21 protein-coding genes and 2 tRNA genes are annotated in these 24435 nt (G+C 66.5%); 10 read left to right on the top strand and 13 right to left on the bottom strand.

All coding sequences use genetic code 11. The features are described 5' to 3' along the window. Nucleotides 1–92 precede the first annotated feature (92 nt). Nucleotides 93–2240, top strand: a complete 2148-nt coding sequence (locus tag LJ656_RS20685) for an ATP-dependent helicase (RefSeq protein ID WP_230511229.1) — start codon at nt 93–95, stop codon at nt 2238–2240. A gap of 29 nt (nt 2241–2269) precedes the next feature. Here the strand turns inward: LJ656_RS20685 and LJ656_RS20680 are convergent, their stop codons facing one another. The 8 genes from LJ656_RS20680 to fdxA all read right to left on the bottom strand — a co-directional run bounded on the left by LJ656_RS20680 (nt 2270) and on the right by fdxA (nt 7068). Beyond that, nucleotides 2270–3040 carry a DUF4088 family protein gene (locus LJ656_RS20680; RefSeq protein WP_230511228.1) on the bottom strand — a complete coding sequence of 257 codons (771 nt, stop codon included), beginning with the start codon at nt 3038–3040 and terminating at the stop codon, nt 2270–2272. 234 nt (nt 3041–3274) lie between these two features. After that, on the bottom strand, nt 3275–3598 hold the full coding sequence (locus LJ656_RS20675) for an AzlD domain-containing protein (RefSeq protein WP_230511227.1): 324 nt from the start codon (nt 3596–3598) through the stop codon (nt 3275–3277). Then, complete coding sequence (locus LJ656_RS20670) at nt 3595–4356, bottom strand: AzlC family ABC transporter permease (RefSeq protein WP_230511226.1); 762 nt, start codon at nt 4354–4356, stop codon at nt 3595–3597. The genes LJ656_RS20675 and LJ656_RS20670 overlap by 4 nt, the downstream gene beginning before the upstream one ends. A 385-nt stretch (nt 4357–4741) precedes the next feature. Then, nucleotides 4742–5584 carry a helix-turn-helix transcriptional regulator gene (locus LJ656_RS20665; RefSeq protein WP_230511225.1) on the bottom strand — a complete coding sequence of 281 codons (843 nt, stop codon included), beginning with the start codon at nt 5582–5584 and terminating at the stop codon, nt 4742–4744. Between the two features lie 82 nt (nt 5585–5666). Continuing rightward, a complete protein-coding gene (locus LJ656_RS20660) occupies nt 5667–6143 on the bottom strand; it encodes a CreA family protein (RefSeq protein WP_230511224.1) in 477 nt (158 codons plus the stop codon). 240 nt (nt 6144–6383) lie between these two features. Continuing rightward, nucleotides 6384–6459 (bottom strand) — tRNA-Asn (locus LJ656_RS20655). A 62-nt stretch (nt 6460–6521) separates the two neighbouring features. Then, nucleotides 6522–6597 (bottom strand) — tRNA-Asn (locus LJ656_RS20650). A 147-nt stretch (nt 6598–6744) separates the two neighbouring features. Next, nucleotides 6745–7068: a ferredoxin FdxA gene (gene fdxA / locus LJ656_RS20645; protein WP_230511223.1), complete on the bottom strand. Its 324-nt coding sequence runs from the start codon at nt 7066–7068 to the stop codon at nt 6745–6747. 283 nt (nt 7069–7351) lie between these two features. On the opposite strand from fdxA, the gene pncB reads away from it, so the two are divergent. The 5 genes from pncB (at nt 7352) to LJ656_RS20620 (ending at nt 13389) form a co-directional block, all read left to right on the top strand. Further along, nucleotides 7352–8548: a nicotinate phosphoribosyltransferase gene (gene pncB / locus LJ656_RS20640; RefSeq protein ID WP_230511222.1), complete on the top strand. Its 1197-nt coding sequence runs from the start codon at nt 7352–7354 to the stop codon at nt 8546–8548. A 119-nt stretch (nt 8549–8667) separates the two neighbouring features. Then, complete coding sequence (locus tag LJ656_RS20635; RefSeq protein WP_230511221.1) at nt 8668–9330, top strand: LutC/YkgG family protein; 663 nt, start codon at nt 8668–8670, stop codon at nt 9328–9330. A gap of 118 nt (nt 9331–9448) precedes the next feature. Further along, nucleotides 9449–10876: a sodium:proton antiporter gene (locus tag LJ656_RS20630; RefSeq protein ID WP_425605974.1), complete on the top strand. Its 1428-nt coding sequence runs from the start codon at nt 9449–9451 to the stop codon at nt 10874–10876. A gap of 57 nt (nt 10877–10933) precedes the next feature. Further along, entirely contained in the window at nt 10934–11923 is a 990-nt protein-coding gene (locus LJ656_RS20625) for a 2-hydroxyacid dehydrogenase (RefSeq protein WP_230511220.1), read from the top strand. Continuing rightward, complete coding sequence (locus LJ656_RS20620) at nt 11920–13389, top strand: DNA recombination protein RmuC (RefSeq protein ID WP_230511219.1); 1470 nt, start codon at nt 11920–11922, stop codon at nt 13387–13389. The genes LJ656_RS20625 and LJ656_RS20620 overlap by 4 nt, the downstream gene beginning before the upstream one ends. 128 nt (nt 13390–13517) lie before the next feature. Here LJ656_RS20620 and LJ656_RS20615 read toward each other — a convergent pair whose 3' ends face one another. The 5 genes from LJ656_RS20615 to LJ656_RS20595 all read right to left on the bottom strand — a co-directional run bounded on the left by LJ656_RS20615 (nt 13518) and on the right by LJ656_RS20595 (nt 20454). Beyond that, entirely contained in the window at nt 13518–13793 is a 276-nt protein-coding gene (locus tag LJ656_RS20615; protein WP_075301887.1) for a hypothetical protein, read from the bottom strand. 78 nt (nt 13794–13871) lie between these two features. Continuing rightward, entirely contained in the window at nt 13872–15179 is a 1308-nt protein-coding gene (gene moeA / locus LJ656_RS20610; RefSeq protein WP_230511218.1) for a molybdopterin molybdotransferase MoeA, read from the bottom strand. A 61-nt stretch (nt 15180–15240) separates the two neighbouring features. Continuing rightward, entirely contained in the window at nt 15241–15867 is a 627-nt protein-coding gene (gene mobA, locus LJ656_RS20605; protein WP_230511217.1) for a molybdenum cofactor guanylyltransferase MobA, read from the bottom strand. An 11-nt stretch (nt 15868–15878) separates the two neighbouring features. Further along, nucleotides 15879–16985, bottom strand: a complete 1107-nt coding sequence (gene moaA / locus LJ656_RS20600) for a GTP 3',8-cyclase MoaA (RefSeq protein WP_230511216.1) — start codon at nt 16983–16985, stop codon at nt 15879–15881. A 178-nt stretch (nt 16986–17163) separates the two neighbouring features. Further along, complete coding sequence (locus LJ656_RS20595) at nt 17164–20454, bottom strand: Rne/Rng family ribonuclease (RefSeq protein ID WP_230511215.1); 3291 nt, start codon at nt 20452–20454, stop codon at nt 17164–17166. A gap of 742 nt (nt 20455–21196) precedes the next feature. On the opposite strand from LJ656_RS20595, the gene LJ656_RS20590 reads away from it, so the two are divergent. From LJ656_RS20590 to LJ656_RS20575, 4 genes are read left to right on the top strand one after another with little or no spacing between them, the layout of a single operon-like run. Then, nucleotides 21197–22234, top strand: coding sequence for an RluA family pseudouridine synthase (locus LJ656_RS20590; protein ID WP_230511214.1), 1038 nt, complete (start codon nt 21197–21199; stop codon nt 22232–22234). After that, a complete protein-coding gene (locus tag LJ656_RS20585) occupies nt 22227–22886 on the top strand; it encodes an HAD-IA family hydrolase (RefSeq protein WP_230511213.1) in 660 nt (219 codons plus the stop codon). The genes LJ656_RS20590 and LJ656_RS20585 overlap by 8 nt, the downstream gene beginning before the upstream one ends. Further along, nucleotides 22883–23302, top strand: coding sequence for a Rieske (2Fe-2S) protein (locus tag LJ656_RS20580; protein WP_230511212.1), 420 nt, complete (start codon nt 22883–22885; stop codon nt 23300–23302). The genes LJ656_RS20585 and LJ656_RS20580 overlap by 4 nt, the downstream gene beginning before the upstream one ends. Nucleotides 23303–23332: 30 nt before the next feature. Continuing rightward, nucleotides 23333–24334 carry a S49 family peptidase gene (locus LJ656_RS20575; protein ID WP_230511211.1) on the top strand — a complete coding sequence of 334 codons (1002 nt, stop codon included), beginning with the start codon at nt 23333–23335 and terminating at the stop codon, nt 24332–24334. Nucleotides 24335–24435: the final 101 nt, after the last annotated feature.

Raw genomic sequence — 24435 nt, 5'->3', positions numbered from 1 at the left:
GCGACCCCGAAAAAAAGGGCCGCTTGTCGGCGATAGTTGTATGGATATACAGTGTGCGCCACATCCTGAATTAATCCTCGCGCATACCTTCCGTGTCCACCGTCGCCGAATCCGCCCCGTCGTTCGATACCGCCGCCTGGCTCGCCAAGCTCAACGACGCGCAACGCGAAGCCGTCGAATCCGGCGCCGCCACGCCGCACGCGCCGGCCGGCGCGCTGCTGGTGATCGCGGGCGCCGGCTCAGGCAAGACCAATACGCTCGCGCACCGCGTCGCCAATCTGGTGGTGAACGGCGCCGATCCGCAGCGGATCCTGCTGCTGACCTTTTCACGCCGCGCGGCGCTCGAAATGATCCGCCGCGTGACCCGCATCACCGCGGCCGCGACCGCCGCCGCCGGCGGACCCGCCGCACGCGCGGCGCTCGCCCAGGGGCTGACGTGGTCGGGCACCTTCCATAGCGTCGGCGCGCGCCTCTTGCGCGAATACGCGGACCTGATCGGTCTCGCGCCCACCTTCACGATCAACGACCGCGAAGACTCCGCCGACCTGATGAACCTCGTGCGCCACGAGCTGGGGCTGTCCGCTAAAGAGCGGCGCTTCCCGGCCAAGAGCACCTGTTTCGCGATCTACTCGCGGGTCGTGAACACCGGCGCATCGCTCGGCCAGGTGCTCGATAGCGCGTTCCCGTGGTGTCGCGAGTGGGAGGACGATCTGCGCCGGCTGTTCGCAGCGTACGTCGACGCGAAGCAGAAGCAGAGCGTGCTCGATTACGACGATCTGCTGCTGTACTGGTCGCATATGGCCGCCGAGCCGGCGCTCGCGGCCGATCTGTCGGCGCGTTTCGATCACGTGCTGGTCGACGAGTATCAGGACACCAACCGGCTGCAGGCGTCGATCCTGCTCGCGCTGAAGCCCGACGGCCGCGGCCTGACCGTGGTCGGCGACGACGCGCAGTCGATCTACTCGTTTCGCGGCGCGACCGTGCGCAACATCCTCGACTTTCCCGCGCAGTTCGACCCGCCCGCGCGCCAGGTCACGCTCGAGCGCAACTACCGCTCGACCCAGCCGATTCTGGCGGCATCGAACGCGGTGATCGAACAGGCGAGCGAGCGCTACACGAAGAATCTGTGGACCGATAAAGCGAGCGCGCAGCGCCCGCGCCTCGTCACCGTCGCCGACGATGCCGCGCAGGCCCGCTACGTGGTCGAGCAGGTGCTGGAGGCGCGCGAGCAGGGGATGAAGCTCAAGTCGCAGGCGGTGCTGTTTCGCGCCGCGCATCACAGCGCCGCGCTCGAAGTCGAACTGACCCGCCGCAACATTCCTTTCGTCAAATTCGGCGGTCTGAAATTTCTCGACTCGGTGCACGTGAAGGACGTGCTCGCGGTGCTGCGCTGGGCCGAGAATCCGCGCGACCGGGTCGCCGGCTTCCGGGTCGTGCAGCTGCTGCCCGGCGTTGGGCCGGCGACTGCCGCGAAGCTGCTCGACGAGATCGTCGAGCGCGCGGGCGGGGCCGACCCGGTGGCGAGCGCCGGCGGCGTGCTGGCCGGGTTTGCGGCGCCGGCGCGCGCGCAGGAGGACTGGCATCCGTTCGTGAAGCTGATGGCGAGCGTGTACGGCCGGCAGAGCCCGTGGCCCGCCGAATTCGAGATGGTGCGGCGCTGGTACGAGCCGCACCTGGAGCGCAATCACGAGGACGCGGTGGTGCGGCACGCGGACTTGCTGCAAATGGAGAGCATCGCGGGCACCTATGCGTCGCGCGAGCGCTTTCTGACCGAATTGACGCTCGATCCGCCCGACGCGACCAGCGACGAATCCGGCGTGCCGCTGCTCGACGAGGACTACCTGATCCTGTCGACGATCCACTCGGCGAAGGGCCAGGAGTGGCGTAACGTGTTCGTGCTCAATGGGGTCGACGGCTGCATTCCGTCAGATCTGGGCACCGGCAGCGACGAGGAAATCGACGAAGAGCGCCGCCTGCTTTATGTAGCGATGACGCGCGCGAAGGAGGACCTGCATATCGTCGTGCCGCAGCGTTTTTACGTGCACAACCAGACCCATCTGGGCGACCGGCACGTATGGGCGTCGCGCACGCGCTTCATCCCGACGCCGCTGCTGCCGTTGTTCGATGCGTATGCGTGGCCGCGCGTGCCGGTCGCGAGCGCGCCGAGCGCGACGGGGCTGGCCGCCGCCGCGCGGGCCAAGCTCGAGATCGGCGCGAAGCTCAGGAAGATGTGGGATTGACCAGTGACGGCCCGCCGCGATTGCCGGGCTTATCGCGACGATTGCCGCTGCTGAGGCTGCGGGGCAGGGCGCGGCGGCACGAAGAAATTGCGCAGCCACGCGGCGAGCCGCGAAAACACGTCGTAGGGTTCCTCGACGAAGATCTCCGGCTTGAGCAGGCGCAAATACTCCATGATCTGTTGCGCTTCCTGCTTCTGGAAAGTGCCGTGCGAAATGCCGAGCCGCAGAAGCCCGCGCAGTTCGCCGAGTTTTTCGCGCGCGGTGCTGCCGACGCTCGTCTCGCACGCGACCTTCGCCTCGTAGACGCGCTGGCGCAGCGATTCGACCAGCCGCCACGCGGGGGTCTGCATCACTTCCTCGAGCGCCTGGATGTCCTGCACCGAACCCTTGATCTGCGACGCGAGCGGATCGACCAGCGTCGCGTCGCCTTCCGCTTCCTTGACGATCGCCGCGGCCCAGTCGTGACATTGTTTCGCCAGTTCCTCGGGGGTCCATTCCGAGCGCGCGGCGAAGCCGAAGCCGAAATCGCTCGCCTGCCGCATCAGGATCGATACGACGTCCGGAAACTCCTTGTCGAGCGTGCGCTTGGCCCACGCGTACTGGCCGCCTTGCAGCATCCGCTGCACCGCGTGTTCGGTCAGCGGCACCATGTTGTCGAGCAGCTTCGCGCGCAGGAAGTCCTCAAACGACGGCGTCGCGAACTGCGGATCGAGCTTCAGCGAGACGCGCAGAAAAGCCTCGAAATCCTTGCGCAACGACGCGACGGTCTCGTCCTTGAGCTTGAGGGTGATTTGACCCATGTGTTATCCCGTTTAATGCCGCCGCGCCCGGCGCCGTCGCAATTGGCCGCCCCGATGGACCGGGGCGGCGCGACGCCCGCTGCCGACGCGGTGTGTTCCAGCCTGTTGCCGCGTCTTGAGCGGGACGAATCGCGCTGAGCGGACCTCGACTGCATATCGGCGCAGGGACGGGAAACTTGAGGGTGGGTGTGCCGGCGTTCCGCGAGGAACGCTGCGGCGCGCGGCGCTGGGCGCTTATTTCAGCACCAGCCACTGCCAGCCGAAGAACACGATCAGGCCGACCGCGATCGTCAGCAGCGGCCGGCGCGTGAGCGCGCTCACGACGACGGCGGCCAGCGCGCCGACCAGCTGCGGATTGCGCCACGTGAGTTCGGCGCCGGCGCCGTGCGGCGACACGGCCATCGGCACGATGATCGCGGTCAGCACGGTGACCGGCACGAAGCCGAGCGCGGTGCGCACGAGCGGCGGGAACACCAGCCGGTCGCCGAGCACGAACACGGCCGCGCGGATCAGCCAGGTGATCGCGGCCATGCCGAGAATCAGAACGACGTAGTTCATCGCGTGGCCTCCGCGGTGCGGCGCGCGCCGCGCAGATTCAGCCGCGAGACCGACAGCAGCACGCCGACCGCGACGCCGGCGAACACCGCGCCGAGCAGCCCGAGCTTGTACGGCCACGCCTGCCAGAAAAACGCCAGCGTGCCGGCGGTCGCGGCCGCCGCGATAAAGCGCAGCGCGACCAGTTGCGGCACGACGATCGCGATGAACGTCGCGACCATCGCGAAGTCGAGCCCGAGCGATTGCAGGCCGGGGAAGGCCGCGCCGAACAACAGGCCGGCGACGGTCCACACCTGCCAGTTCAGATACATCGCGAGCCCGGCGCCGAAGAAGTAGTGCGGGCCGACGGTGCCCGGCTCGCGATGCCGGTAGTGTTCCCACGCGACCGCGAACACTTCGTCGGTGAGCAGCGCGCCGAGCGCCCAGCGCCAGCGCGCCGGCAGATGCGCGACGTGGGGCGCGAGCGTCGCGCTGTACAGCACGTGCCGCAGATTGACGACGAAGGTGGTCGCCCAGATCACCGCGAAGCTCGCGTGCCCGGCGATCAGGCCGAGCGCGATGAATTGCGCGGAGCCGGCGAACACGATTAGCGACATCAGTTGACCGTGCCACAGATGCAGCGGACCGGACGCGACGAGCGTGCCGAAAATGACGCCGAACGGCGCCGCGCCGACCATCATCGGGATGATGTCGCGCGCGCCGGCGGTGAATTCCTTGAGATGGCCCGGGCGGGTGGCCTGGCCTTCGGTTGAATTACTCAATCTAGCCTCCTTGATGGGCGCAAGCTTAGCGACTCGGGGGCGATTGGGCTTGTACGTTCTTGCGGCGGTAGGGGGCGATGGGGGCGATGGGGGCGAAGGGGGCGATGGGGGCGATGGGGGCGATGGGGGCGATGGGGGCGATGGGGGCGATGGGGGCGATGGGGCGATGGGGCGATGGGGCGATGGGGCGATGGGGCGATGGGGCGATGGGGCGATGGGGCGATGGGGCGATGGGGCGATGGGGCGAGGGGGCGAGGGGGCGATGGGGCGAGGGGGCGAGGGGACGAGGGGGCGAGGGGACGAGGGGGCGAGGGGGCGACGGGGCGCGAGGGAGCGAGGGAGCGCGATGGAGGGAGCGGTGGGAGATGCTGCAGGCGGGCGCCCTTCATGACCCCCGGCTATTGCCCTGCCATTGTCCAGGCGGCACGCCGAACATGCGGCGGAAATGCCGGGTGAAATGGCTCTGGTCGGTGAAGCCGCTGGCGGCGGCGACATCCGTCACCGAAACACCCGCGCGCAGTGGCGCGAGCGCGCGCTGCAAGCGCACCTGATTGCGCCACGCATGCGGCGGCAAACCGGTCGACTGGGTGAACAGCCGCGCCGCATGAAACGGCGACAGACCCGCCGTGCGCGCGACCTCGGCCAGCGTGACCGGCTCGATCAGATCGCCGGCCAGACGCTCCTGCATCAACGCGATGCGGCTGTCGTCGGCGGCGAGCCGCGCGGTCGCCGGGCGCGTTTGCGCGTAACGGACCAGCAGCGTCGACAGCGCATCGAGCATCGCGGCTTCGGCGGCGAGCGGGTCGGCACCGGCTTCGAGCAGTTGATGCGCATGCGCGAGACGCGTCGCCAGATCGGGATCGCGGATCACGCCCGGCTCGAACCAGGGCAACGCTTGCGGCTTGCCGGCGACCTCGTCGGCGAGTTCGCGAATGAAGTCGACCGGCGCATACATCACGCGATACCGCCAGCCCGCGTCGACCGCCTTCGAGCCCGTGTGCAGTTCGCCCGGATTGATGATCGGGATGCCGCCCGCTTCGGCGACGTAGTGCTCGCCGCGATACCGGTAGCCTTCCGCGCCCGCGACGATCACCGGAATCGTGTACGCGTCGTGCCAATGCGGCGCGAACTCGTGGTCGTGATATTCGGCGGTGAGCAGATCCGCGCCGGGCAGCAGCGGCGTGCGCCAGTAGCGGGCGGAATCGCGGAAACGGGATGTGGCGGTCATGACGAAAGTCCGGCTGGACCGGTCAGTGTAGCGCGTCGCGGGCGCGGGGGCATGGGCCGCGACGCGCGTGACGCAGGCCGGGTTATTTGACGGGAATCGTCGTGCCGGCGGGCATCGGCACCGCACTGACGCTGTTTTTCGCGCTGCCGCTGACGACCCGGTCGCTGTAGGTCAGATAGACGAGCGTGTTGCGCTTCGCGTCGACCACCCGCACCACGTGCAGCGACTTGAAGATCAGCGACATGCTGACCGAGAACACGTCGTCTTTCTGTTTGACGGGGCCGGCGAAATGCAGCGGCCCGACCTGGCGGCACGCGATCGACGCCTCGGTCGGATCTTCGGCGATGCCGAGCGTGCCCTTGACGCCGCCGGTCCGCGCGCGCGATACATAGCAGGTGACGCCTTGCACGAGCGGATCGTCATAGGCCTCGACGACCACCCGGTCCGAGCCGGTGATGCGGAAATTCGTATTGACGCTGGCGACTTCTTCGCCGTGCGCGCTCGACAGCAGCAGGGCGCCGAAGGCGGCGAACGCGATGCGTAGCGAGGTGGATTTCATGGGCGTGCCGGGTGAACGTTGAGTGGGGCGGCGGGGCGGCGGGCGAACGGGTCGCGCGTGTGCCGCGTTTATGTCGCGCGTGTGCCACGCGTGTACCGCGAAGCCGCCATCGTATAACGGCGCACGGGCAACGCGATGCGAACCGCCATGTTCGACGATCGGCGTAGCGCACCGCCGCGCTGCCGCAAAACCGCCGCGCAAAACAAAAAGGCCCGCACGGATGCGGGCCTTTCAAAATTTTGGCTCCTCGACCTGGGCTCGAACCAGGGACCTACGGATTAACAGTCCGGCGCTCTACCGACTGAGCTATCGAGGAACAGCAGTACAACTTGATCTACATAAAAAAACCCGTCTTGGTTAACGGGCTTTTGAAATTCTTGGCTCCTCGACCTGGGCTCGAACCAGGGACCTACGGATTAACAGTCCGGCGCTCTACCGACTGAGCTATCGAGGAACAGAACAACAACAGCAGAGAAGCGAAATTTTAGAGGCAGCTTCAACGCCTGTCAACACTTGTCCGCTTAAATCCGAACAAATTTCGTTCGGCGCGACGACAGGCGAGGCGAGCGCGCGGGCGAACCGCGCAGTCAAAGTGCGTCGCTTAGCGGGCGAGCAGCGCGAGCTTTTCTTTCACGTCCTTGAATTCGTCGGCTTCCGGCAGCGGCGCCTTGGTCTTCGTGATGCTCGGCCAGTTCTTGGCCAGCTCGGCATTGAGCTCGATGAAGTTCTGCTGGTCGCCCGGCACGTCTTCTTCGGCATAGATGGCATTCACCGGGCACTCGGCCACGCACACGGCGCAGTCGATGCATTCGTCGGGGTCGATCGCGAGGAAGTTGGGACCTTCGCGAAAGCAGTCCACCGGGCACACATCGACACAGTCGGTATAGCGGCACTTGATGCAGCTTTCGGTCACAACGTGAGTCATTCAGGCAGCTCCTGCATGCGGAATCAGGGAAGGCGCGGACGCCAAAAGCGATATTGTAACTTAACGTCAAGAGCCGCATAAAGCATCGCACAGCAGCTCTTATATGTTTTCGTGATTAGTTTATGGGGTGTTGCGGGCATGCGCTGACGTGCCCGGCGGCACGCTGAATGCAGGCGCATTCGGGTAACATGCGTCACAGGTTGGCGCGCGGCTAAAAATGCGCGCGCCCGTTGCAAGGGCGATGTGAGCCCTGGTGTTTTCCGGCGGTCCTGTTCGTACCATCATGATTATTACTTCGCTGCTCGATACCGATCTGTACAAGTTCACGATGATGCAGGTGGTATTGCATCACTTCCCCGCCGCGAATGTGGAATATCGTTTCCGCTGCCGTACCCCGAACGTCGATCTGGTGCCGTACATCGACGAGATTCGCGCTGAAGTACGCCAGCTCTGCGAACTGCGCTTCACCGACGACGAACTCGACTACCTGCGCCGCATGCGGTTCATCAAGGGCGACTTCATCGAGTTTCTCGCGCTGTTCCATCTGAACGAGAAGTACATTTCGATCACGCCGTCGCCGAAGGGCAACGGCGAAATCGACATCGATATCAAGGGGCCGTGGCTGCACACGATCCTGTTCGAAATCCCGATGCTCGCGATCGTCAACGAAGTCTATTTCCGCAACACCCAGCAGACCCCCGATTACCGCGAAGGGCGCGGCCGCCTGCTCGACAAGATCCAGTTGCTCGGCGCGCGGCCGGAATTCGCCGACTGCAAGATCGCCGATTACGGCACGCGCCGGCGCTTCTCGAAGCAATGGCACGAGGAAGTGATTCTCACGCTGAAGGACGGTCTTGGCGAACAGTTCGCGGGCACCAGCAACGTGTTCTACGCGATGAAGCACAACCTCACGCCGCTCGGCACGATGGCGCACGAGTATCTGCAGGCGTGTCAGGCGCTCGGCCCGCGGCTGCGCGACTCGCAGATCTTCGGCTTCGAAATGTGGGCGAAGGAGTACCGCGGCGACCTCGGTATCGCGCTGTCGGACGTGTATGGGATGCAGGCGTTCCTGCGCGACTTCGACATGTACTTCTGCAAGCTGTTCGACGGCGCGCGCCACGACTCCGGCGATCCGTTCGACTGGGGCGAGCGCCTGCTGCAGCACTACGAAGCGAATCGCTGCGATCCGCGCACCAAGGTGCTGGTGTTCTCCGACGCGCTCGATATCCCGAAGGTGCTGCAGCTGTACGAGCGCTTTCGCGGTCGCTGCAAACTCGCGTTCGGGGTCGGCACGAATCTGACCAACGACCTCGGCTACAACCCGCTGCAGATCGTGATCAAGATGGTTCGCTGCAATGGTCAGCCGGTCGCGAAGCTGTCGGATTCGCCGGGCAAGAACATGTGCGACGACAAGGCGTATCTCGCGTATCTGCGCCAGGTGTTCGGCATCGCGCAGCCGGAAGAAGAAGCGGCGAAGTAAGCGCGCCGCGCAGCGCGCGCTACGCCATAGGCGGTCCGGCCAGGGTGTTTCGGGCCCAGGGCCGCCGGTATAATCCTCGCCATATCGCCGCCCGGCCGTCGACACGAGGATTTCGCCCAATGGACACATCGATTGCCCGCCGCAACATCCTGGCGCGCATCCGCGCCGCGCAACGGCGCGAGCCCGAGCCGAGCGCCGCCGAGCGCGAAGCCGTGGCGGACTATCTCGCACGCCATCCGGCCGGTCCGCGCCCGGAGCTTCCCACCGACCTCTGCGCACGCTTCATCGAAGAAGCGCGCAAGATGGCGACCACCGTCGACACCGTTCAAACCCTTGCCGAGGTGCCGGCCGCCGCGCATCGCTATCTGACCGAACACGGCCTGCCGCTGCAGGCGATCGCGTGGCAGACGCTGCGCGATCTGCAATGGGCCGACGCGGGCCTCACCGTCGAATTTCGCAAGCCGCGCGACAACGACGTGGTCGGTCTCACCGGCTGCTTCTGCGCGACCGCGGAGACCGGCACGCTGGTGTTGCTGTCCGGCCCCGAGACCTATGCGTCGGCCGGACTGCTGCCGGAAACCCATATCGCAATCGTGCCGGCGTCGCGGATCGTCGCCGGTCATGAGGACGCGTTCGCGCTGATCCGTCAGGAGCGCGGCGAGCTGCCGCGCGCGGTCAACTTCGTGTCGGGACCGTCGCGTACCGGCGATATCGAGCAGACTATCGTGTTGGGCGCACACGGTCCTTACCGGGTGCATGCAATCGTCGTGCAGGGTGCCTGAGGGGCGAGGCAGGGTGTCCGGGCAGCTTGCGCGGCGGCGTCGCGATCACGCGCGCGAGCCTGGCTGGGTACAGGTCACACGCGCTGCTGCCGGTGACCCGCAGCAGCGCGGCAGCGGCATGAACACACGAGTCGGCCAGTGGTTAGCCGTTGCAACGCTGCTCGCGCTGTGGTCCCAACCGACATGGGCCGCGATGCCCGATGGCGCGTTGCTGTCGGTGCTGTGGGGGCTGCCGTTCGCGGGCATGCTGCTGTCGATCGCAATTTTCCCGCTCGTCGCGCCACGCTTCTGGCATCACCATTTCGGCAAGATCGCGGCCGCGTGGGCACTGGCTTTTCTGCTGCCGTTCGCAGTGAACTTCGGCGCCGGCGAAGCATTCGCCGCACTCGTGCATGCAATGCTCGACGAGTACATCCCGTTCATCATTTTGCTGACCGCGCTCTACACGGTCGCCGGCGGCATCTGCGTGCGCGGCGATCTGCGCGGCACGCCCGCGCTCAATACCGTCCTGCTTGCGCTCGGCACCGCGCTCGCGAGCGTGATGGGGACGACCGGTGCGTCGATGCTGCTGATTCGTCCGTTGTTGCGCGCGAACCGGCACCGTCGTCACGTCACGCATATGGTGGTGTTTTTTATCTTTCTGGTCGCGAACGTCGGCGGCTCGTTGTCGCCGCTCGGCGACCCGCCGTTGTTCCTGGGCTTTCTCGAGGGCGTGAGTTTCTTCTGGACGACTACGCATCTCGCCGCGCCGATGCTGTTCGTCAGCGGCGTGCTGCTCGCCGGCTTCTATGCGCTCGATTCGTACTACTTCGGCCGCCGCGAGGATCCGGTTTCGCGCCCGCTTGAAGCGACGCCGCAAGGCGCGGCCCTCAGCATCGAAGGCAAGTTCAACTTCGTGCTGCTCGCCGCGGTGGTCGCGTTGGTTTTGATGAGCGGTCTATGGCGGCCGCAGCTCACGCTCGATGTGTTCGGCACGCACGTCGAGTTGCAGAACGTCGTGCGCGATCTCGCGTTGATCGGCGTCACGCTGGTCTCGCTCGCGGCGACCCCGCGCGCGGCCCGCGCGGGCAACGGCTTCAACTGGGCGCCGATCGAGGAGGTCGCCAAGCTGTTCGCCGGCATCTTCGTGACGATCGTGCCGGTCATCGCGATGCTGCAGGCGGGCAAGAACGGCGCGTTCGCCGGTCTCGTCGAACTGGTCCACGAGCCGGGCGGCGAGCCGCGCGACCTGATGTACTTCTGGGCGACCGGGCTGCTATCGTCGTTTCTCGACAACGCGCCCACCTATCTCGTGTTCTTCAATCTCGCCGGCGGCGACGCGCAGACCCTGATGACCACGGGCGCGACCACGCTCGCGGCGATGTCGGCCGGCGCGGTATTCATGGGCGCGAACACTTATATCGGCAATGCGCCGAACTTCATGGTGAAGTCGATCGCGCAGTCGCGCGGCGTGCGCATGCCGAGCTTTTTCGCTTATCTGGGCTGGTCCGGCGCGGTGCTGCTGCCGCTATTCGCGCTGACCGGCTGGCTGTTTTTTCGACACTGATCGCGCCGCCGGGGCGGCTCCGCCCGGCGCGCGATAACGCCAATACGGAGACTTGTCATGCAGAAAATCCTCGTTGCCCGTTCGATCTTTCCCGACGTGATCGAGCGGCTCAAACAGCATTTCGAGGTCGACTGGAACGACGGCGACGTGCTGTCCGCCGACGAACTGAAGCGCCGCCTCGCCGACAAGGACGGCGCGCTGACAGCCGGCGACATGATCGGCGCGGACGTGCTCGCCGCGGCGCCGCGCCTGCGGGTGGTGGCCAACATGGCGGTCGGCTACAACAACTTCGACATGGCCGCGTTCAACGCGGCGAACGTGCTCGGCACCAATACGCCGGACGTGCTCAACGAATCGACCGCCGATTTCGGCTGGGCGCTGATGATGGCGGCGGCGCGCCGCATCGCCGAGTCCGAGCACTGGCTGCGCGCCGGGCATTGGAACAAGTGGAGCTACGACGGCTTTCTCGGCAGCGACCTGTACGGCTCGACGCTCGGCGTGATCGGCATGGGCCGGATCGGCCAGGCGCTCGCGCGGCGCGCGCAGGGCTTCAATATGCGGGTCGTCTATCACAACCGCTCCCGCGTCGCGCCGCAGATCGAGAGCGAACTGAATGCCGAGTATCTGTCGAAAGAGGATCTGCTGCGGCGTGCCGATCATGTCGTACTGGTGCTGCCGTACACGAAGGAGAGCCATCACACGATCGGCGCGGCCGAGCTCGCGCTGATGAAGCCGACCGCGACGCTGACCAATATCGCGCGCGGCGGCATCGTCGACGATGCGGCGCTCGCCGAAGCGTTGCGCGATAAACGCATCGCCGCGGCCGGTCTCGACGTGTTCGAAGGCGAGCCGAAGTTGCATCCGGCGCTGCTGACGGTGCCGAACGTCGTGTTGACGCCGCATATCGCGAGCGCGACCGAAACGACCCGTCGCGCGATGGCCAATCTCGCCGCCGACAACCTGATCGCCGGCCTCGGCGCGGGGCCGCGCGCCGGTCAGCCGCCGAATCCGATCAATCCCGATGTGATCGGCAAGGCGCGTACATGACGATGATTCTGGTAGCGGCCGTCGCGATGCTGGCGGTCGCGTTGGTAGTCGCGCTGGCGCTGCTGCTGCGCGCGCACGCTCGCGCGGGGCAGGACGAGCAACTCGAACAGTTCGAGCTGCTCAATCAGCGTCTCGATGTGGTGACGGACACCCAGGTGCATGCGTACGAGCGGCTCGAACGGCAGTTGCGCAACGACATCGCCGAGACCGCGCGCGCGTCGCGCGCCGAGCAAAGCAGTGGCTTCGCGCATTTCCAGCAGACGCTGGCCGCGCAGTTCGGCAGCATGACGACGGTGCAGGGCGGCAAGATCGACGGCTTCGCGCAGCAGCTCGACGCGGTGCGTCACAGCCTGCAGGTGCAGGCGCAACAGGCGCGCGACGAACAGGCCCGCTCGCTCAAGCAGTTCGGCGACACGCAGAGCCAGCAGCTCGGCCAGCTGACCGAAGCGAACGACCGGCGCTTCGCAGAAGTGCGCGCGACGATCGAGCAACGCCTGAAGGACATCGAGGCGAACAACGCGATGCGGCTCGAGGAGATGCGCCGCACCGTCGACGAAAAGCTGCATGCCACGCTCGAACAGCGTCTGGGCGAGTCGTTCAAGCTGGTGTCCGACCGGCTCGAGCAGGTGCATCGCGGGCTCGGCGAAATGCAGACGCTGGCGGCCGGCGTCGGCGATCTGAAGCGTGTGCTGACCAATGTGAAGACGCGCGGCACGTGGGGCGAAGTGCAGCTCGAAGCGCTGCTCGAACAGCTGCTGACCGCCGATCAATACGCGAAGAACGTCGCGACGGTGCCGCAGAGCACGGAGCGCGTCGAGTTCGCGATCCGGCTGCCGGGGCGCCCGGACCCGGGCGGCGCGAACACGCCGGTGTGGCTGCCGATCGACGCCAAATTCCCGCGCGAAGACTACGAGCGCCTGATCGAAGCGCAGGAGCGCGCCGATCCGGTGGCGGTGGAAGATGCGTCGCGTGCGCTCGAAGCGCGGATTCGCGCGGAAGCCCGCACGATCGCGGAAAAGTACGTGGCGCCGCCGCATACCACCGACTTCGCGCTGTTGTTCCTGCCGACCGAAGGCCTGTACGCGGAGGTTCTGCGCCGGCCGGGGCTCACGGACCTGCTGCAGCGCGACTATCGGGTGACGATCGCGGGGCCGACCACGCTGACCGCGCTGCTCAACAGTTTGCAGATGGGTTTCCGCACGCTCGCTATCGAACAGCGCTCGAGCGAGGTGTGGCAGGTGCTCGGCGCGGTGAAGACGGAGTTCGGCAAATTCGGCGACGTGCTCGCGAAGACCAAGGCGCAGCTCGAAACGGTCACGCGTTCGATCGAGGCCGCGGAAACGCGCACCCGCGTGATGAACCGCAAGCTGCGTGATGTCGAGGCGTTGCCGGGAGAGGCGGCGAGTGGGTTGCTCGGCGATGCGCTATCCGGACTGGAGCCGGAGCTGGGACCGGACGAGCAGTAAGCGGTGTTGCGTGGAAGCGGGTTGCGTGGGGCGGCCCCGCCACCCGCGCAACCCGCTCCCGCGACGGGCGCGCCGCCTGGCGCGGACGTGGTGCGGCCGTGGCGCGGCGGCGCGGAGCGTCGCTGGGGTTACGCTTCTTCCGGCGCGTCGGTCAGATGGATTTCGATGCCGCCGAAGCGCGAGGCGACCCAGTTGTACGCGTGACACGCAATCCACAGCAACACGAAACCGAGAATCGCGTTCAGCAGCAGCGCACTGAACACGGTGCTCAGTTCGACCGAGCCGTAGCGCACGAACGCGACCAGCACGCCGAGCAGCACGATCGGCACCGAGAACGTCAGATACACGAGGATCAGCGCCTTGGCCGTCTGTCCCGGAGCGATGAACGAGATCTGTTTTTTCATGTAAAGCCCGTGAGTCGTATTAGTAATAGTTGAAATGCCGCGTTGTTCCGAGCAGGTGCCGGCGTCGCGCGTTCTCCGCTAGATCAGGCCGTCGAACAGCATGATCGACACGCGTTCTCCCGCTTCGATGTTGCCTTCGTCGTGGCCGAGCGCGATGAAGCAGTTCGCTTCGCTCATCGAACTCAGCACGCCCGAGCTTTGCGAACCGGTCGGCGTGACGTGCCAGTGCCCATGCGCGTCCTGTTCGGCGATGCCGCGCTGAAATTCCGTGCGGCCCGCGCGCTTGTTCAGCGCGACGCGGCTCGTCGCGTGAATCACCGGCAGCGGTCGCGGCGTCGCGCCGGCCATCAGCAGCAGCGCTTCGCGCACGATCTGGTAGAAGGTCACCATCACCGCCACCGGATTGCCGGGCAGGCCGAAGAATAGCGCAGGTTTGCCCTCGCCCGGCCGCGAGCCGGACCACAGGCGGCCGAACGCGAGCGGGCGGCCGGGGCGCATCGCGAGACTCCAGAACGCGACGTCGCCGAAGGTCTGCAGCAGCTGCCTGGTGAAATCGGCTTCGCCGACCGACACGCCGCCGGAAGTCAGCACCACGTCGGCATCGGCCGCGGCGCTGCGCAGGGCGGCTTCGAGCGCGGCCGGTTCGTCGCGCACGACGCCGAGATCGAGCACGTCGAGGTTCAGGCGGCGCAGCATCGCAAACAGCGTGTAGCGGTTGCTGTCGTAGACCGAGCCGGCGTCGAGCGGCTCGCCGAGCGAGCGCAGTTCGTCGCCGGTCGAAATGAACGCGACGCGCAAGCGGCGTCGCACGCTGACTTCGCCGATCCCGAGCGACGCGAGCAGCCCGAGGTCGGACGCGCGCACGATGCGTCCCGCGCGCAATGCGACGTGGCCACGCGCGAGATCCTCGCCGGCGCGGCGCCGGTTCGCGCCCGGCGTGACTGCATCGGCCGCAAAGCGGATCGATGCCGCGGCGGCGCCGTCGCGCTCCACCAGTTCTTGCGGCACCACGGTGTCGCAGTCGGCCGGCATGCAGGCGCCGGTCATCACGCGCACGCACTGATTCGTCGCGACGCGGCCCGCAAACGGATGGCCGGCCAGCGCGTTGCCGGCGACGCTCAGCTCGACGTGTCCGACGCCGCTATCGACGAGCGCCGCGCGGTTGAACGCGTAGCCGTCCATTGCCGAGTTATCGTGCGCGGGGACGTCGATCGGCGACACGATGTCGGCGGCGAGCACGCGGTCGAGCGCATCACGCAGCGCGACCCGCTCGACGGCCGCGAGCGGCGTCGCCCATTGGCGAACGATCGCCTGAGCGGCCGCAACGGGTAGCGCGTGAGGATCGTACTGCGCGACGCAGCGGGAAAAGTCGTTGAGCGTGGTCATGAAGGGCTGGGCGTCGCGCCCGGAGCGGGGCGCCGCGAATGCCGGGCGGACGAAGCGGATGTCAGCCGGGGCCTCGAGCACGTTCGAGGTCGGCGAGTTCTTGTAACGAGTTGGCATTGTAGAACGGTCGCTCGTCGCCAAAGACGACTTCGACCGTCGTGTGGCGCGCGTACCACGCGCGGACCTTGCGTTCGCCGGCGGCCAGAAACGCGCCGAGGTCGTCCGCGAGCGCGGTGCGCAGCAGCGCGAACACCGGGTGCAGCGAAGCGTCGCCGTGCGCGTCGAGCGTGGTGACGGTGGCGATGTCGGCGTGGTTCGCGTCAAGCGCTTGCGCGAGCCGGGCGGCGAGGTCCGTGGGCAACCACGGGGAATCGCACGGCGCGCTCAGCAGATACTCGCTGCCGGCCGCCTGCATGCCGGCCAACAGACCGGCGAGCGGGCCGGGAAAGCCGGCAACGGTATCGGCGACGACTGTCGCGCGATACGGCGAGCCGAGCGCGGCATAGATATCGGAATGGCGATTCGCGCTGATCAGCAGCGCGCTGGTTTGCGGCGCGAGACGCCGCAGCACGTGCGCGGCGAGTGGTTCGCCGTGCAGCGTTTGCAGCCCCTTGTCGACCCCGCCCATCCGCGTGCCGCGGCCGCCCGCGAGCACGAGGCCGGTGATCTGTTCACGGGTGATTTGCATGGGCCGGCCGTTCAGCCGCCGATGTAGGACATTTCGACCCGGCGCTGCGCCGGTTCGGTAGCGGCCGGCTGGCTGCCGCGCAGCTGCGAATAGCGGTCGCCGCGGCCCTGCCAGATTTCGGCGAGCGCGGTGGCGATTTGCGCATCGCTCGCGCCGCCGCGCAGCAACGCGCGCAGATCGTGCCCGCTCGATGCGAACAGGCACAGGTACAGCTTGCCTTCGGTGGACAGCCGCGCGCGCGTGCAACTGCCGCAAAACGCGCGCGTGACGCTCGAGATCACGCCGATCTCGCCCGAGCCGTCGACGTAGCCCCAGCGCTGCGCGGTCTCGGCGGCGCTGTGCGCTTCCAGCGGCGCGAGCGGGAAGTGTTCGGCGATGCGCGACACCACCTCGGCCGACGGCAGCACTTCGGTCATGTTCCAGCCGTTCGAGGTGCCGACGTCCATGTATTCGATAAAGCGCAGCACCGCGCCGGTGCCTTTGAAATGGCGCGCCATCGGCACGATTTCGCCGTCGTTGGTGCCGCGCTTGACGACCATGTTCACTTTCAGCGGCGCGAGCCCGACCGCGTGCGCGGCGGCGATGCCCTCGAGCACGTCGGCGACTGCGAAGTCGGCGTCGTTCATGCGGCGAAACAGGCTGTCGTCGAGCGCGTCGAGGCTGACGGTTACGCGCGTGAGGCCGGCATCCTTCAGGCTGCGCGCCTTGCGCGCGAGCAGCGAGCCGTTGGTGGTCAGCGTGAGATCGAGCGGCCGGCCGGCTGGCGTGGTGAGGCTCGCCAGACGTTCAATCAGGAATTCGAGATTCTTGCGCAGCAGCGGCTCGCCGCCGGTCAGGCGAATCTTCTCGACGCCATGCGCGACGAACAGCTTCGCGAGCCGTTCGATCTCCTCGAAGCTCAGCAGCGCGCTGTGCGGCAGGAACGCATAGTCCTTGTCGAACACCGCGCGCGGCATGCAGTAGACACAGCGGAAGTTGCAGCGGTCCGTCACCGAGATGCGCAGATCGCGCAGCTCGCGCGCGAGCGTGTCGTGCAGCACGCCGCTAGGCGTTTGCGCCGGGCCGGTGACGACGGGCGCCGCGCTCAGATCGGCAACGGGGATGATGCGTCGGGACATGGAGTGCTTCGTCGGATGCTTGCTTGAACGAACCGCGGATATCTCATTTTATCGGAAATGCTTGCAGCGGCTGGCGGCCCGCGACGCGGGTGGGGATATCGGGCGAGGGTAATCCGCCAAAAAGAAAAAGCCCGCCGGGAGGGGCGGGCTTTTTCGTGGTCAGCGACCGGCAGGCAGCTTAATGCGGCTGCTTGACCGTTTCGACCTGCTGCATCGGCGTGCTGTCGGCCGGCGGGAGTGCCTTGCGCTCACGGATCACGCGCGCCGGCTTGACGGTCTGCGCCGCCGCTTCCTGCGCGGCGCGCAGCTTGTCGGCGTCGGTATTGACCCAGATCAGGCCAGCCTGCTCGAGGATCGGCTGCAGTGCGTCGGCCGATGCGGCGCGGGCCGGAGCTTGCGGCGCCGGCTGTGCTGCAGGCTGTGCGACAGGCTGTGCAGCAACCGGCGCCGGTTCGACGACAGCCGGCTCTGCTGCCACGACCGGCTGCGCTTCGACGATCTCGGCTTGCGGCGCGGGCTCGGCGGCAGCGACCGCGACGACCGTGGCCGGAGCCGCGGTGTCGAGTGCCGCCGGAGCGGCTTGGGCTTCGGCTTGGGCTTCGGCTTGCGTTTGAGCTACCGGCTGTGCCTCGACGGCCGGTGCGGCTGCCGAAGCTTCGACAGGCGCCGCAGCCTCGACACGCGCGACCGGCTCGACCGGCAATGCCGTCTCGCTGACGGCCGGTGCAGCTTCAACAGCCACCGGCGCTTGCGCTGCCGGTTCACCTGCCACCGGAGCCTGTTCGACCGGCACGACCTTTTCCGTCTTCGCCGCGCTTTCCGCGGCCAGCGCCGGCGTTTCGGCCGCAGCGTGCAGTTCGGTGACGACCGCCGTTTCCGTTGCGACAGCGGCGACTACCACTTCGACCGGCGTCACGTCTTTCGCTTCGGCGGCTTCCGCCTTGCGCTCGACCGGCTCGGCCGCACGCAGCGGAGCTTCGTCGTTCGCGCCGGTGTTATCGCCTTCGGTTTCGGCCACATCCGCGGCGAGGTTGCCGTTGACGTCCTCTTCGCGCTCGCGACGGCCACCACGACGGCCACGACGGCGACGACGACGCTCTTCGCCATCACGTGCTGCCGCTTCCTGATCGACCGGTGCGCCGTCTTCGCCGATAGCGACAGCGGCGCGGTTGCGGGTCAGTTCATCGTCGGCCTGCGCGGCGTCGGTTTGCGTCAGTGCGGAGGCTGCTTCGACCTGCGGCTTGCGACGCTCGCCACGTTCGGCGCGTTCGCCACGCTCACGGCGCTCGCCGCGTTCCTGGCGTTCGGCGCGCGCGGCGCCTTCGACTGCATCCGCACGCTCGGCGCCACGGTTGTCGCGCTCACGACCGTCACGGCCTTCGCGCGCTTCACGCGGCTCGCGGGCCTCGCGCGGCTCGCGGCCTTCACGGGACTCGCGGGCCTCACGCGGCTCACGTGCTTCGCGGGGCGCCCGCGGCTCGCGGCCTTCACGCGCCTCACGCGGTTCGCGGCCTTCACGTTCCTCGCGACGCTGCGACGGCTGCTGACCTTGTCCCTGACGGCCGCCGCTCACGCCTTCGCCGCGCGCTGCCGAGTCGCGGCTGCCTGCGCCGCCACGGCGATTGCGGTTGCGATCGCCGCCGCGTTCGCCGGTGCGCTCACCGCGCTCCGTGCGTTCGCCGCGTTGCGAACGGGCCTGCTTGTCGGCCGCAGCCGGCACAACGGGTTCCGGAGCCGCCGGCTGCACGCCGAACAGCTTCTTCAACCAGCCGATGAAGCCGCCGCTCGCCGGCGTCACCGCGACCGGAGCAGGAGTAGCCACCGGGCGAACCGGCGCGCTCGGCGCCGGCTTCTCGGGCGTGATGCCCTTGACCGCCGCTTCCTGCTTCGGCTTCACTTCCTCGGTACGCTTGCTGTAGCCGGTTTCCGACTCGAGTTCGCGAGCCGCTTCCTCGGCCATCTTCCACGACGCGCGCGGGTCGTCGAGGCGCGCATCGTCGTGACGCAGACGCTCGAGCTTGTAGTGCGGGGTGTCGAGGTGCTTGTTCGGGATCAGCACGACGTTGACCTTGAAACGCGACTCGATCTTGTTGATCTCGGCACGCTTCTCGTTCAACAGGAAGGCGGTCACTTCGACTGGCACCTGGCAGTGGATCGCCGCGGTGTTTTCCTTCATCGCTTCTTCCTGAATGATCCGCAGCACTTGCAGTGCGGACGATTCGGTATCGCGGATGTGGCCCGTGCCGTTGCAGCGCGGGCAGGTCACGTGGCTGCCTTCCGACAGGGCCGGACGCAGACGCTGGCGCGACAGTTCCATCAGGCCGAAGCGCGAGATCTTGCCCATCTGCACGCGGGCGCGATCATGCTTGAGCGCGTCTTTCAGGCGCTGCTCGACTTCGCGCTGGCTCTTGGCCGACTCCATGTCGATGAAGTCGATCACGATCAGGCCGCCCAGGTCGCGCAGACGCAACTGGCGAGCGACTTCGTCGGCGGCTTCGAGGTTCGTGCGCGCGGCCGTTTCCTCGATGTCGGCGCCCTTGGTGGCGCGGGCCGAGTTCACGTCGATCGCGACCAGCGCTTCGGTGTGGTCGATCACGATCGCGCCGCCCGACGGCAGCGGCACCGTGCGCGAGTACGCGGTCTCGATCTGGTGTTCGATCTGGAAACGGGAGAACAGCGGCACGTCGTCGTGGTACCGCTTCACCTTGCTGACATTATCCGGCATCACGATATCCATGAAGGCGCGGGCCTGGTCATGGATTTCGGTGGTGTCGATCAGGATTTCGCCGATGTCGGGCTGGAAGTAATCGCGGATTGCGCGGATCACGAGGCTCGACTCGAGATAGATCAGCATCGGCTGACCGCTGGTGCCGCTTTGCGACGCGGCTTCGATCGCGCGCCACAGCTGCATCAGGTAGTTCAGGTCCCACTGCAGCTCTTCGGCGCTGCGACCGATACCGGCCGTGCGCGCGATGATGCTCATGCCTTCCGGCAGTTGCAGCTGGGCCATCGTTTCGCGCAGTTCCTGGCGGTCGTCGCCTTCGATCCGGCGCGACACGCCGCCGCCGCGCGGGTTGTTCGGCATCAGCACGAGGTAGCGGCCGGCGAGCGAGATGAAGGTGGTCAGAGCCGCGCCCTTGTTGCCGCGCTCTTCTTTCTCGACCTGGACGATCAGCTCCTGGCCTTCCTTGAGCGCGTCCTGGATGCGTGCGGAACGCATATCGACGCCTTCGCGGAAGTACTGGCGCGCGACTTCCTTGAACGGCAGGAAGCCGTGGCGGTCTTCGCCGTAATTGACAAAGCACGCCTCGAGCGACGGCTCGATGCGGGTGATGATGCCTTTGTAAATATTGCCTTTGCGCTGTTCGCGGCCGGCGGTTTCGATGTCGATGTCGATGAGTTTTTGCCCATCGACGATGGCGACGCGCAGTTCTTCCTGCTGCGTCGCGTTGAACAACATTCGTTTCATTGAACGGCTCCAGAGCGGCCTCGCCGGCCCAGGCTGCGCGGTTGTCAGTCGCGAGAGCAAGGCAGGGCAGCGGCGTGCCGCGTCTTATTGTGTTTTCACAAGCACGCTGGAGCGGGAATGATGGCGGGGAGAATTGCCTGGGAGGGCCCGGCCCGGCTAAAAATGGGCGCGGTGCCGCAGGGCACATGCGAACACGGCTTCAAATCATGACCTGACACGCCCCGTGCTGCCAGCAGACCATCACAAATCTTCGTCCTGTCGAGCCGGCGCGCCAACTGGGCGCGCGAGCGGACGGCAAAGCCGGGTCCTGCCGCAACGGGAAGTTCGCGCAGGCGGCGCGTCTTTTCCTGCTGGGGGTGTCTCGCTTCATTTTTTGACGTCGCCATGTCTTGTACTTTCTACAAGACGCCACGGGCGCACGCCGTATTTTCGCTACTTGCAGCTTCGTCCAGCAGGGCGACTTTCCGCCCGGATCGGGAAGCTGAAAGCTGAATTCTTTTTTACCAAAATTCCGTTACCGTCGAAGCCGACCTTTGACCGAACGCGCCTGTGGGCGCCGTCCCTGCCGGGTACCGACTTCGTGCGTGCAACTTGGTGCATCTCATTTTCAGGGTGAGCAACCAGACCCCGGCGCAAGTAAAATAACGGTTTATCGCTTGCGCTCGCGCAATCCACCTACATTCCGGCCACTGTGCGGACACTGCGCCGACCGTCGCGGACTGCTGGGCAAATTATATTCAGAATGAAAGAGTTAGGCAAAACATCCCAGAGATCGGTTGCAGGCGCGGTTGCGAGCGACCAGGTCTCGCTGATCGAAATCGACGACAGCTCGGCTGGACAGCGCATCGACAACTTCCTGTTGCGCGTCTGCAAGGGCGTGCCGAAAAGCCATATCTATCGGATCTTGCGCAGCGGCGAAGTACGCGTGAACAAGGGACGGATCGATGCGCAGTACCGGCTCGAGCTCGGCGATCTGGTGCGCGTGCCGCCGATCCGCGTCGCGCAGCAGAACGAGGCCGCCGCGCCCGTGCCAGTGCCGGCCGGCGGTTTCCCGATTCTGTTCGAAGACGACCATCTGCTGGTGATCGACAAACCGGCGGGTGTCGCCGTGCACGGTGGCAGCGGGGTGGCGTTCGGCGTCATCGAGCAGATGCGCGCGGCGCGCCCGCAGGCGAAATTCCTCGAACTGGTGCATCGGCTGGACCGCGAAACCTCCGGCGTGCTGATGCTGGCGAAAAAGCGCGCGGCGCTCGTCAATCTGCACGAGCAGATCCGCGATAACCGGATGGACAAGCGCTATTACGCATGCGTGCACGGCGAGTGGGCGACCGACTGGGGCCGCCGCCGCGCGGTCAAGGAGTCGCTGCACAAATATTCGACACCCGACGGCGAGCGCCGCGTGCGGGTGCAGGCGGACGGTCTGGCATCGCATACGATCTTCAATCTGGTCGACCGCTGGCCGGGCTACGCGCTGCTGGAGGCGGAGTTGAAGACCGGGCGGACCCATCAGATTCGCGTGCATCTGCAGCACCTGGAACTGCCGATCGTCGGCGATGCCAAATACGGCGATTTCGCGCTGAACAAGGCGCTCGCGCGCGCCAACGCGAAGCCGGGCATCAAGCGCATGTTCCTGCATGCCTACCGGCTCAAGCTGACGCATCCGGCCACCGGCGCGCCGCTGCAACTGGAGGCGCCGCTGCCCCCGGAGTGCCGCGGCTTCATCCAGCAACTTAACGAACTACGCACGGGGTCCAACCCGGAGGCGACCTTGCATGGCTAGAGAGCAATTTGATCTGATCGTGTTCGACTGGGATGGCACGTTGATGGATTCGACCGCGCACATCACGCGCAGCATCCAGGCAGCATGCCGCGACCTTGGCCTACCGGTGCCCGCCGACGAGGCGGCGAGCTACGTGATCGGCCTCGGGCTGCGCGACGCGCTGCAACTGGCCGCTCCGACGCTCGATCCCGCCGACTATCCGCGCCTTTCGGAGCGATACCGCTTCCATTATCTGGTGAAAGATCAGACCACCGAGCTGTTCCCGGGCGTGCGCGACATGCTGCAGGAACTGCGCGATCTGGGTTACCTGCTCGCCGTGGCGACTGGCAAGAGCCGCGTCGGGCTGAATCGCGCGCTCGACCAGGCGCGCCTGACCAGCCTGTTCGACGGCACCCGCTGTGCCGACGAAACGTTTTCGAAACCGCATCCGGCCATGCTGCACGAGTTGACCCGCGAATTGGGGCAGGATAATGCGCGCACCGTGATGATCGGCGATACGACGCATGATCTGCAGATGGCGATCAACGCGGGGGTGGCGGGCATCGGCGTGACGTATGGCGCGCATCCGGCCAATTCGCTGACCGCGTTGGAGCCGAAGTTCGTTGCGTCGAGCGTCGGGGATCTGTCGGGCTGGCTGCGGGAGTTCGCATGAGCGACGGCGGCGTGGGGGGCGGGGCCGACGGCACGGGTGCGGCGGCGGTGCGGATCTGCGCGGCGCACGAGTTGCGCGACGGCGGTGACGGGATCCGGCGCGACGCTCGACTGGGCGGCGATGACGTGGTGGTTTTTTTCGTTCGCTACGACGGTCATCCGTACGGCTATCTGAACCGCTGCGCGCATGTGCCAATGGAGCTCGACTGGGCGGAAGGGCAGTTCTTCGAGTCGTCCGGCTTATATTTGATGTGCGCGACACATGGCGCGATTTACGCGCCGGAGACCGGCAAATGCGTCGGTGGGCCGTGTCGCGGCGGCAAGTTGCGGCCGCTGCAGGTCGAGGAACGCGATACGCCCGAGGGCCGTGCGGTATTCTGGTTGCCTGACGGTGAGCTGCTGCCGGCAATGTCCTAATTTTCCCTTCCCCCTCATCTCATTTCCTGCATGTCCGACAATTTGACCCCTGAGAAGGACCCCGCACCGGCTGGCCGTTCCTCGTCGACGGCCGGCGAACCCACTTGGGAGCGGGCCGCACTGGAGCGCATTGCGCTGGCGGCGATCACCGAGCAGCGGGCCGCGCGCCGCTGGAAAATCTTCTTCCGATTCCTGTTTCTGGCGGTCCTGTTGCTGATCGTCTGGGGCGTGTTCAGCTTGACCGGCGAGCGCGTCGCCACGACTGGGCGGCACACTTCGATGGTGTCGATTGAAGGCGAAATCGCGTCGGATTCGCGCGCGAATGCGGAAGATATCAACACTGCACTCGGCAGCGCCTTCGAGGATGCCGATACGGCCGGCGTGATCCTGTATTGCAACAGCCCGGGTGGCAGTCCAGTGCAGGCGGGCATCATCAATCGCGAAATTCGGCGATTGCGCGCCAAATATCCATCAATTCCGCTTTACGTGGTGGTGGGCGACATGTGTGCGTCGGGTGGTTATTACGCTGCCGCGGCGGCCGACAAAATCTATGTGGACAAGGCGAGCATTGTCGGTTCGATCGGCGTGCTGATGGAAGGCTTCGGCTTTACGGGGCTGATGGACAAGCTCGGGGTGCAGCGGCGTTTGCACACTTCGGGTGAGAACAAGGGCTTTTTCGACCCGTTCTCGCCGGAAACGCCGAAGATGGATGAACACGCGCAGGATATGCTCGACCAGATCCATGCGCAGTTCATCGATGCGGTGCGCCAAGGCCGGGGCAAGCGGCTGCATGAAACGCCGGACATGTTCTCGGGTTTGTTCTGGACTGGCCAGAAAAGCGTCGATCTGGGGCTGGCCGATGGCTTCGGCGATCCGGACTACGTGGCGCGGGAGATCTTCAAGGCGCCGGATATCGTCGACTACACGGTGAAAGAGAGCATTTCGGACCGCGTTGCGCGCAAGTTCGGGGCCGCGGTCGGCGCAGGCGCTATGCGTGCGATGGCCTTAGGCTCGAAGCTGAACCTGCGTTGATCTGGCTGTTGTAAGAGAAGCCCGCGCGATCCTGTTCGGATCGCGCGGGTTTTTCTTTTGTTGGCGCGGCTCTCCACTTTACGTGCGCCCGGCGGGACTTG

Source organism: Paraburkholderia sejongensis (assembly GCF_020880815.1).
Lineage (GTDB): Bacteria > Pseudomonadota > Gammaproteobacteria > Burkholderiales > Burkholderiaceae > Paraburkholderia > Paraburkholderia sejongensis.
This window is presented reverse-complemented; position numbering and strand designations above follow the sequence as displayed.